Source organism: Streptomyces sp. FH025, from assembly GCF_017427025.1.
Classification (GTDB): domain Bacteria; phylum Actinomycetota; class Actinomycetes; order Streptomycetales; family Streptomycetaceae; genus Kitasatospora.
This window is the reverse complement of record NZ_JAFLNG010000271.1, coordinates 1-9,642: the sequence shown is the minus strand read 5'-3', so window position 1 is coordinate 9,642 and position 9,642 is coordinate 1. Positions and strand designations below refer to the sequence as shown.

General features: G+C 74.2%; 8 protein-coding genes. All 8 read left to right on the top strand.

The features are described from left to right. Window positions 1-2,925 (top strand): Rne/Rng family ribonuclease (locus tag J0670_RS19860; RefSeq protein WP_207812975.1); only part of this gene is annotated, 2,925 nt, incomplete at its 5' end. A gap of 229 nt (window positions 2,926-3,154) precedes the next feature. Continuing rightward, window positions 3,155-3,472, top strand: a complete 318-nt coding sequence (rplU, locus tag J0670_RS19855; RefSeq protein ID WP_045696828.1) for a 50S ribosomal protein L21 — start codon at window positions 3,155-3,157, stop codon at window positions 3,470-3,472. A gap of 14 nt (window positions 3,473-3,486) precedes the next feature. After that, window positions 3,487-3,744: a 50S ribosomal protein L27 gene (rpmA, locus tag J0670_RS19850; RefSeq protein WP_030058248.1), complete on the top strand. Its 258-nt coding sequence runs from the start codon at window positions 3,487-3,489 to the stop codon at window positions 3,742-3,744. Between the two features lie 120 nt (window positions 3,745-3,864). Next, window positions 3,865-5,346 (top strand): GTPase ObgE, encoded by a 1,482-nt coding sequence (obgE, locus tag J0670_RS19845; RefSeq protein WP_207812974.1) that lies wholly within the window; start codon window positions 3,865-3,867, stop codon window positions 5,344-5,346. Window positions 5,347-5,624: 278 nt separating this feature from the next. Beyond that, the gene (proB, locus tag J0670_RS19840) at window positions 5,625-6,761 is read left to right on the top strand and encodes a glutamate 5-kinase (protein WP_207812973.1); all 1,137 of its coding nucleotides are present in this window, start codon (window positions 5,625-5,627) and stop codon (window positions 6,759-6,761) included. 164 nt (window positions 6,762-6,925) lie between these two features. After that, a complete protein-coding gene (locus tag J0670_RS19835; RefSeq protein WP_207812972.1) occupies window positions 6,926-7,450 on the top strand; it encodes a hypothetical protein in 525 nt (174 codons plus the stop codon). A gap of 173 nt (window positions 7,451-7,623) precedes the next feature. After that, the gene (locus tag J0670_RS19830) at window positions 7,624-8,946 is read left to right on the top strand and encodes a glutamate-5-semialdehyde dehydrogenase (protein ID WP_207812971.1); all 1,323 of its coding nucleotides are present in this window, start codon (window positions 7,624-7,626) and stop codon (window positions 8,944-8,946) included. Window positions 8,947-9,048: 102 nt separating this feature from the next. After that, window positions 9,049-9,618 (top strand): hypothetical protein, encoded by a 570-nt coding sequence (locus J0670_RS19825; protein ID WP_307806596.1) that lies wholly within the window; start codon window positions 9,049-9,051, stop codon window positions 9,616-9,618. Window positions 9,619-9,642: the final 24 nt, after the last annotated feature.

Below are 9,642 nucleotides of genomic sequence, written 5' to 3'. Positions count from 1 at the left end.
GTCGAGGAGCCGGTGGCCGAGGAGCCCGCCGTCGAGGAGGAGCCCGCCGAGGAGGAGGCCGCCCCGGCCGCCGCGGCCGCCCCCGTCGCCGCCGAGCCGGCAGCCCAGCCCGCCCCGGCCGCCGAGGCCGAGCCGCACCACCGGGTGCGCCGCCGCGCGGTCCGCCCGGCCACTGCGGTCTTCCAGGCCCCGGTCTTCCAGGAGCCCGCGCCCTACGTCGCGCCGCAGGCGCCGCAGCAGCCCGCCGCCGCCCCGGCGCCGGTCGAGGCCCCGGCCGCCGCCGAGCGCACGGAGGAGGACGAGTACGAGTACAGCGGCGTCGGCCGCCGCCGCCGGGTCCGTGCCCGGGTCGAGCCGGCCCGCGCCAAGCGGGTCGTCAAGGCTCCGGTCGAGGCGCCCGTCGTGGAGGCGCCCGTCGCCGAGGAGCCCGTCGTCGAGGCCCCCGCCGCCGGTCCGGAGACCGAGGGCGAGTGGGAGGAGGACGGCCGTCCGTCGCGCCGTCGCCGTCGGGGCGGCCGCCGCCGTCGCCGTGGCGAGGCCGAGGAGGTCGAGGCCGCCGAGACCGAGCAGCCCGTCGTCGAGGAGGCGGCCCCGGCCGCCGAGGCGGAGGAGGACGAGGAGGAGGACGAGCTGGCCGCCGGCCTGTCCTCGTCGCGCCGCCGTCGCCGCCGTCGCCGCCGCAGCGGTGAGGCCGGCGCCGTCGAGACCGCCGAGACCACCGAGGACGGCGTCCGCACGGTGGTGAAGGTGCGCGAGCCGCGCCGCCGCTCCACCGAGCCGTCCTTCGACCCGGACGAGGTGCAGTCCATCAAGGGCTCGACCCGTCTGGAGGCGAAGAAGCAGCGCCGCCGCGAGGGCCGCGAGCTGGGCCGCCGCCGGGTGCCGATCATCACCGAGGCCGAGTTCCTGGCCCGCCGCGAGTCGGTCGAGCGCGTCATGGTGGTGCGCCAGAACGGCCAGCGGACCCAGATCGGCGTCCTCGAGGACGGCGTGCTGGTCGAGCACTACGTCAACAAGGAGCAGGCCACCTCGTACGTCGGCAACGTCTACCTGGGCAAGGTCCAGAACGTGCTGCCGTCCATGGAGGCCGCCTTCGTCGACATCGGCAAGGGCCGCAACGCGGTGCTGTACGCCGGCGAGGTCAACTTCGGCGCGCTGGGCGGCCACGGCGGCCCGCGCCGGATCGAGTCGGTGCTCAAGTCCGGCCAGTCCGTCCTGGTGCAGGTCTCCAAGGACCCGATCGGCCACAAGGGCGCCCGCCTGACCAGCCAGATCTCGCTGCCCGGCCGCTACCTGGTGTACGTGCCCGAGGGCTCGATGACCGGCATCTCGCGCAAGCTGCCGGAGAACGAGCGCGCGCGCCTGAAGCAGATCCTCAAGAAGATCGTCCCGGACGACGCGGGCGTCATCGTGCGCACCGCCGCCGAGGGCGCCTCCGAGGAGGAGCTGACCCGCGACGTCCAGCGCCTCCAGCAGCAGTGGGAGGACATCCAGAAGAAGGCCGCGAGCGGCAACGCCCCGGCGCTGCTGTACGGCGAGCCGGACATGACCGTCCGGGTCGTCCGCGACATCTTCAACGAGGACTTCACCAAGGTCATCGTCTCCGGCGACGAGGCGTGGAAGACCATCCACGAGTACGTCTCCAACGTGGCCCCTGACCTCGCCGAGCGGCTCCAGCGGTGGACCTCCGAGGTGGACGTGTTCGCCACCTACCGGATCGACGAGCAGCTGATGAAGGCGCTGGACCGCAAGGTCTGGCTGCCCAGCGGCGGTTCGCTGGTGATCGACCGCACCGAGGCGATGGTCGTCATCGACGTCAACACCGGGAAGTTCGTCGGCCAGGGCGGCAACCTGGAGGAGACGGTCACCCGGAACAACATCGAGGCGGCCGAGGAGATCGTGCGCCAGCTGCGGCTGCGCGACCTCGGCGGCATCATCGTGATCGACTTCATCGACATGGTCCTGGAGTCCAACCGCGACCTGGTGCTGCGCCGCCTGCTGGAGTGCCTGGGCCGGGACCGGACCAAGCACCAGGTGGCCGAGGTCACCTCGCTGGGCCTGGTCCAGATGACCCGCAAGCGGGTCGGCCAGGGCCTGCTGGAGTCCTTCTCCGAGCCCTGCGTCCACTGCAACGGCCGCGGCGTGATCGTGCACATGGAGCAGCCGAGCGTCCACGTCCACGCCCCGGCCGCGGCCGAGGCGCCGGCCGGCGGCGGCAAGCGCCGTCGCCGCGGCAAGGGCGGGGCGGGCCACGAGGAGCCGCAGGCCGTCGAGGCCGTGCCGGTGACCGAGGCCGCCGAGCCGGTGGTCGTCGAGGCCGCGGTGGAGGTCGAGGCCGCCGAGCCGGTGCGCGAGGAGATCGAGGGCCAGCTGGCCCTGGAGGTCCCGGGCGTCGAGGCTCCGGCCGCCGAGGCCCCGGCGGTCGAGGAGCAGCCGGTGGCCGAGGCCCCCGTCGCCGCTCCGGCCGGCCGTACCCGCCGCCGCGCGGTGCGCAAGGCGACGGCCCCGGCCGGTTCGCCGTCCGGCGCCGAGATCGTGGTGCTGCAGGCGAAGGCCGACGCGGCGCTGGAGGCGGCCCTGGAGGCCGCCGCCCCGGCGGCCGAGGCCGAGACCGAGGCCGTCGTGGAGGCGGAGCCGGTTGTCGTCGCGGAGGCCGCGGTCGTCGAGACCCCGGCCGCGGAGACCGCCGAGGCCGCCCCTGAGGCAGCGCCCGAGGCCGCTGCGGAGGCCCCCGTCGAGGCTCCGGCCGAGGAGGCCCCGGCGCCGAAGAAGCGGGCCGCCCGCAAGACCGCCGCGAAGAAGACCGCCGCCAAGAAGACGACCACGGCGGCCAAGAAGACCACCGCCCGCAAGACCGCGACCAAGCGGACCAGCGCGGCGGCCAAGAAGGCCGCGGCCGCCGAAGGTGATACGGCGGCCGAGTAGTGCCCACGCCCGGGGCGGGAGCTCTCCCGCCCCGGGCCGTACGGGCCGGTTTGCCCCCCGGGCCGCCGGTCCGTATTCTTGACCACTGGCGTGTCTACGCCACGCTCCCGAGCACATCACCTTCCCGAGAGCCACGCGCTCGCGCGCGGCGTTCGGGGAGAGGCCCCTGTGTCCGTACCCAGGTGGCTGGCGTCGGGAGTTCCGACCGAGTTAGGAAAGTAGGTACCGCATGTACGCGATCGTTCGCGCAGGCGGCCGCCAGCACAAGGTCGCCGTCGGCGACGTGCTGGAGATCGACCGTATCGAGGCCAAGCCGGGTGACTCGGTGGAGCTCTCGACCATCCTGGTCGTCGACGGTGACGCCGTCACCTCCGACCCGTGGGTCCTGGCCGGCGTGAAGGCTCACGCCGAGGTGGTCGACCAGACCAAGGGCGACAAGATCGTCATCCTGCGCTACAAGAACAAGACCGGCTACCGCCGTCGTCAGGGTCACCGTCAGCAGCACACCGCGGTGCGCATCACCAGCATCGACTCGGTCAGCAAGTAAGGGGATAGCGAGATATGGCACACAAGAAGGGCGCAAGCTCTACCCGTAACGGCCGTGACTCGAACGCCCAGCGCCTCGGCGTGAAGCGCTTCGGTGGCCAGGTCGTCTCGGCAGGCGAGATCCTCGTCCGCCAGCGTGGCACCCACTTCCACCCGGGTGCCGGTGTCGGCCGTGGTGGCGACGACACCCTGTTCGCGCTGACCGCCGGTGCGGTTCAGTTCGGCAACCGTCGCGGCCGCAAGGTCGTCAACATCGTGGCCGTCGAGGCCTGAGTCCCAGCGGACTCCCGAGTCTGAGAAGACTCACAGTGAAGGGTGGGCCGGAATGTTCCGGTCCACCCTTCGCGCTTCACGCAGACAGCAAGCAGACATCGCGCACTGGAGGCACACCCCATGACCACCTTCGTGGACCGCGTCGAACTTCACGTCGCCGCGGGTAACGGAGGCCACGGCTGCGCCTCCGTGCACCGGGAGAAGTTCAAGCCGCTCGGCGGACCGGACGGCGGCAACGGCGGCGAGGGCGGCAGCGTCGTCCTCACCGTGGACTCGCAGGTCACCACCCTGCTGGAGTACCACCACTCGCCCAAGCGCAAGGCCACCAACGGCAAGCCCGGCGCGGGCGGCCACCGCACCGGCGCCGACGGCGAGGACCTCGTCCTGCTGGTGCCGGACGGCACCGTGGTGCTCGACCGCAAGGGCAACGTGCTGGCCGACCTGGTCGGCCACGGCACCACCTTCGTCGCCGCCCAGGGCGGCCGCGGCGGCCTCGGCAACGCCGCGCTCGCCTCGGCCCGCCGCAAGGCCCCGGGCTTCGCGCTGCTCGGCGAGCCCGGCGAGGCCCGCGACATCGTGATGGAGCTCAAGTCCGTCGCCGACGTGGCCCTGGTCGGCTACCCGAGCGCCGGCAAGTCCTCGCTGATCTCGGTGCTCTCCGCCGCCAAGCCGAAGATCGCGGACTACCCGTTCACCACCCTGATCCCCAACCTCGGCGTGGTCACCGCGGGCGAAACCGTCTACACCATCGCCGACGTGCCCGGCCTGATCCCGGGCGCCAGCCAGGGCCGGGGCCTGGGCCTGGAGTTCCTGCGGCACGTCGAGCGCTGCTCGGTGCTGGTGCACGTGCTGGACTGCGCCACCCTGGAGCCCGGCCGCGACCCGCTGACCGACCTGGAGACCATCGAGGCCGAGCTCGCCGAGTACGGCGGCCTGGACGACCGGCCGCGCCTGGTCGCCCTCAACAAGGTGGACGTACCGGACGGCCAGGACATCGCCGACCTCACCCGGGCCTCGCTGGAGGAGCGCGGCTACCGGGTGTTCGAGGTCTCCGCCGCCTCCCGCAAGGGCCTGCGCGAGCTGAGCTTCGCGATGGCCGGGATCGTCGCCGAGGCGCGCGCCGCCAAGCCGGTCGAGGAGTCCACCCGGATCGTGCTGCGGCCCAAGGCCGTGGACGACGCGGGCTTCACCATCACCGAGGAGGACGGCGCGTACCACATCCGCGGCGTCAAGCCGGAGCGCTGGGTCCGCCAGACCGACTTCAACAACGACGAGGCCGTCGGCTACCTCGCCGACCGGCTGGCCCGCCTCGGCGTCGAGGAGCAGCTGTGGAAGATCGGGGCGCACGAGGGCGACACCGTCGTCATCGGCCCCGAGGAGAACGCCGTCGTCTTCGACTGGGAGCCGACCATGGCCGCCGGCGCCGAGATGCTCGGCCGCCGCGGTGAGGACCACCGCTTCGAGAGCCCGCGCCCGGCGGTCGACCGCCGCCGCGAGAAGCAGAAGGGCCGGGACGCGGCCGAGGCCGAGTTCCTCGCCTTCGAGGCGCTCTCCAGCGGCCGCCAGGCCGCCATCGAGGGCGACGACGACGAGGACTACTGAGCCGGTTGACCTCTCGACGGCCCCGCCACCCGTTCCCCGGGTGGCGGGGCCGTCCGCCTGTCCGGGGTGGCGCGGCGTCACCTTCGCGCCTGACGGTCGGTCAGGAATCATGCCGGCCATCCGGATCGGCGTCCGGACCTGCGGTGGGACCGCGGCCGGAGCCGGTCCAGCCGGTGGAACACCCCGGAGGGGAACTGCGTGGATCGCGTAGATTTCGGGGGCGACGGCCGGGCCCGGCCCCGTCGTACCCGCACCACACCGGAAGGGCGTACAGCGAGATGAGCGAGGACTCACTTCGGGAGGAGGTGCTGACCGCACGGCGGATCGTGGTCAAGGTCGGCTCCTCCTCACTCACCACGGCGGCCGGCGGCCTGGACGCCGACCGGGTCGACGCCCTGGTCGACGCGATCGCCAAGGTGCGCCGCCGCCCGGACGCGCCCGAGGTCGTCCTGGTCTCCTCCGGCGCCATCGCCGCCGGGCTCGCCCCGCTCGGCCTGGAGCGGCGCCCCAAGGACCTGGCCCGCCAGCAGGCCGCCGCCAGCGTCGGCCAGGGGCTGCTGGTCGCCCGGTACACCGCCTCCTTCGCCCGGTACGGCGTCCGGGTCGGCCAGGTGCTGCTCACCGCCGAGGACGCCAGCCGGCGCGCCCACTACCGCAACGCCTACCGCACCCTGGACCAGCTGCTGGCGATGGGCGCGATGCCGATCGTCAACGAGAACGACACCGTCGCCACCGCCGAAATCAAGTTCGGGGACAACGACCGGCTGGCCGCCCTCGTCGCCCACCTCGTCCGGGCCGACCTGCTGGTGCTGCTCTCCGACGTGGACGGCCTGTACGACGGCGACCCGTCCAAGCCCGGCACCAGCCGGATCGCCGAGGTGCGCGGCCCGCACGACCTCGACGGCATCGAGATCGGCAGCGCCGGCAAGGCCGGGGTCGGCACCGGCGGCATGGTCACCAAGGTCGAGGCCGCCCGGATCGCCACCGGCGCGGGCATCCCGGTGGTGCTCACCGCGGCCAGCCAGGCCGCCGACGCGCTGGCCGGACGGCCCACCGGCACGCTCTTCCTGCGCACCGGGGCCCGCACCTCCGACCGGATGCTCTGGCTGGCCCACGCGAGCAGCCCGCGCGGCGCCCTGCACCTGGACGCGGGCGCCGTCGAGGCGGTGGTCTCCGGCGGCGCCTCGCTGCTGCCGGCCGGGGTCACCAAGGTCGACGGGGAGTTCGCGGCGGGTGATCCGGTGGACCTTCTTGCCGAAAACGGCCACATCGTGGCTCGCGGACTGGTCAACTTTGATGCGAGGGAGTTGCCCCGCCTGCTCGGCCGGTCCACCCGCGACCTGGCCCAGGAGCTCGGTGCCGCGTACGAGCGTGAGGTCGTCCACCGCGACGACCTGGTCGTTCTGCGCGGCTGACCGGCCGATCGGCCGGCACCGGCCGTTCGGCGCAGTGCGGTCGGCGGGCCGCTCCGCAACGGGAGCGGCCCGGCCGTGGGCGAGGAGGGGCGCAGCGGTACCGGTCGGCCGAGGCCGACGGGGCCGGTGGGGACGACACGACATCGCCGAACAGGAGGCCGCCGGTGGAACGCAGGCGCGAGGCAGCGCTGACCGGAGGGACGGCGGGCCGGCGGCTGACCAGCATCGACGGCGGACGCGGGGACGGCCCCGCCGAGCCGGCAGGTCCGTCGCCGCAGAGGCCCGGCGGGGTGCGCAGGCTGCGGCCGCAGCGCGCGGACGCGGCGGAGCCGCCCGGGGTGCCGGAGCAGGCGCGGCTGTGGCACGTGGTGTTGAGCGTGTCCGGGCAGGTCACCCCGCTGTCCTCGCTGCGTGCCTCGCTGGAGCAACTGGCGCACGACCACTCGTTCTTCCTCACCGCCCGCTACGCGGCCGACCACGCCGAGATCCGCTACTGGGAGCAGGCCCGGGACCTGCACGACGCGGCGGCGATCGCGCTGCGGCTGTGGGGCGAGCACAAGGTGACCGCCAACCTGCCGCCGTGGGAGATCGTCGGGCTGGAGGTGGTCGACCGGGCGACGTACCACAAGCGGATGGCGGAGGGCTTCGGCGATCCGACGCCGCACCTGGGCGGCGTGCACCCGTACTGAGCGGCGCGCCCGTACCGGACCGTGCGCCCGTACCGGACGGCGCCCGGGCCGTGCGGCGCGCGTGCGGACTGAGCGGCGCGCGTGCGACCGGACGGCGCGCACCCCCGTGCCGACCGTCTCACCGGGCGAAATGGCGGCTCGGCGGCGGGGTCGCAGTCGCTACCCTTGGCGGCATGACCAGCGACCTCGCCACCGCCGACAGCCCCGTCATCGCCGTAGCGCGCCGAGCCAGGGAGGCCGCCGCCGCGCTGGCCCCGCTGCCGCGCGGGGCCAAGGACGCCGCGCTGCTGGCGGTCGCGGACGCGCTGGTCACCCGCGCCCACGAGATCGTCGCGGCCAACGCCGAGGACGTGGCCCGGGCCCGCGAGGCCGGGACGGCCGAGTCGGTGATCGACCGGCTGACCCTGACCGAGGAGCGGATCGCCGCGATCGCCTCCGACGTGCGCGACGTGGCCGGTCTGCCCGACCCGGTCGGCGAGGTGGTGCGCGGTTACACCCTGCCGAACGGCCTGGACGTGCGCCAGGTGCGGGTGCCGCTCGGCGTGGTCGGCATCATCTACGAGGCCCGGCCGAACGTCACGGTGGACGCCGCCGCGCTCTGCCTCAAGTCCGGCAACGCGGTGCTGCTGCGCGGTTCCGCCTCCGCCTACCGCTCCAACACCGCGCTGGTCGCCGTGCTGCGGGACGCCGTCGCCGCGGCCGGGCTGCCCGCCGACGCGATCCAGCTGGTGCCGGGGGAGAGCCGGGACTCCGTCCGGGAGCTGATGCGCGCCCGGGGCTTCGTCGACGTGCTGATCCCGCGCGGCGGCGCCTCGCTGATCCGTACGGTCGTCGAGGGTTCGACCGTGCCGGTGATCGAGACCGGCACCGGCAACTGCCACGTCTACGTGGACGCGCAGACCGACCTGGCGATGGCCGTCGGCATCCTGCTGAACTCCAAGGCGCAGCGGGTCAGCGTGTGCAATGCGGCCGAGACGCTGCTGGTGCACCAGGACGTCGCGGAGGCCTTCCTGCCGCTCGCGCTCGCCGCCCTGGCCGAGGCCGGGGTGACCGTGCACGGCGACGAGGCGGTGCTCAAGGCTGCCGAGGGCGGCGCGGCGACCGTGGTGCCGGCCACCGACGAGGACTGGGGCGCCGAGTACCTCTCGCTGGACCTGGCCGCGGCCGTGGTGCCCTCGCTGGACGCCGCCGTCGAGCACATCCGCCGTTGGTCCTCCGGCCACACCGAGGCGATCGTCACCACCTCGCAGGCCGCGGCCCGCCGCTTCACCCAGCTGGTCGACTCGACCACGGTGGCCGTCAACGCCTCCACCCGGTTCACCGACGGCGGTGAGTTCGGCTTCGGCGCGGAGATCGGCATCTCCACCCAGAAGCTGCACGCCCGCGGCCCGATGGGCCTGCCGGAGCTGACCAGCACCAAGTACATCGTCACCGGTGACGGGCACGTCCGCGGCGAGGCGGCGCAGACCGTCGGCGGGGACACGGAGTCCCGCTGAGCGGGGCGCGTGGGGCGGTCCGTCACACGTGTGACGGACCAACTGCCGGTAGCCACAGACAAATCGCCCGGCCGGTAATACGCTGAATCCGTGGCTGAGGATGTGGGGGGCTTGCCGTACCCCGACGGCGCCGACCACGGTGGTGCGGACGACGAGTTCGCCACCGTGGTCTTCGATGAGGCCTTCGTCCGGTCCGCCGCCGTGCACGAGCCGACGGCCAAGGAGCGGCAGCTCGCCGCCGCCGAGGCACGGTTCGAGCCGGACACCGCGGGTCCGGGGTGGGGCTATGACGTCCCGGCCGGTGACGGGCTGCCGCTGGAGCTGCGCCCGTACCCGAGCGGACTCGACGAGGACCACCTCTACCCCGACCCCTGGTCGGGCCCGGGCCGGGCGGTCGACCGCCGGGGCCGGCGCTTCGGGCGCCGTTACGGCCCGGCGCGGGCCCAGGGGCGGTGCGTCGCCCAGCAGCGCTGGCACCGGCCGGTGGCCTGGGTGCTCGCCGTGATCATGGGTGTGAGCCTGGTGGCGGTCGCGGTCGCGGCCATCTACCAGGGCGTGGGCGGCCCCTCGGGCGCGCCCCGGCGCCCGGAGTCCGGCAGCAGCAGCCAGGAGACGGACCCGAGGCCCGCGCCGGCCGAGCCGTTGCCGGTGGTCACCGCGCCCGCGAGGTAGTCGGACCCCGGGGCGCACGCCCGG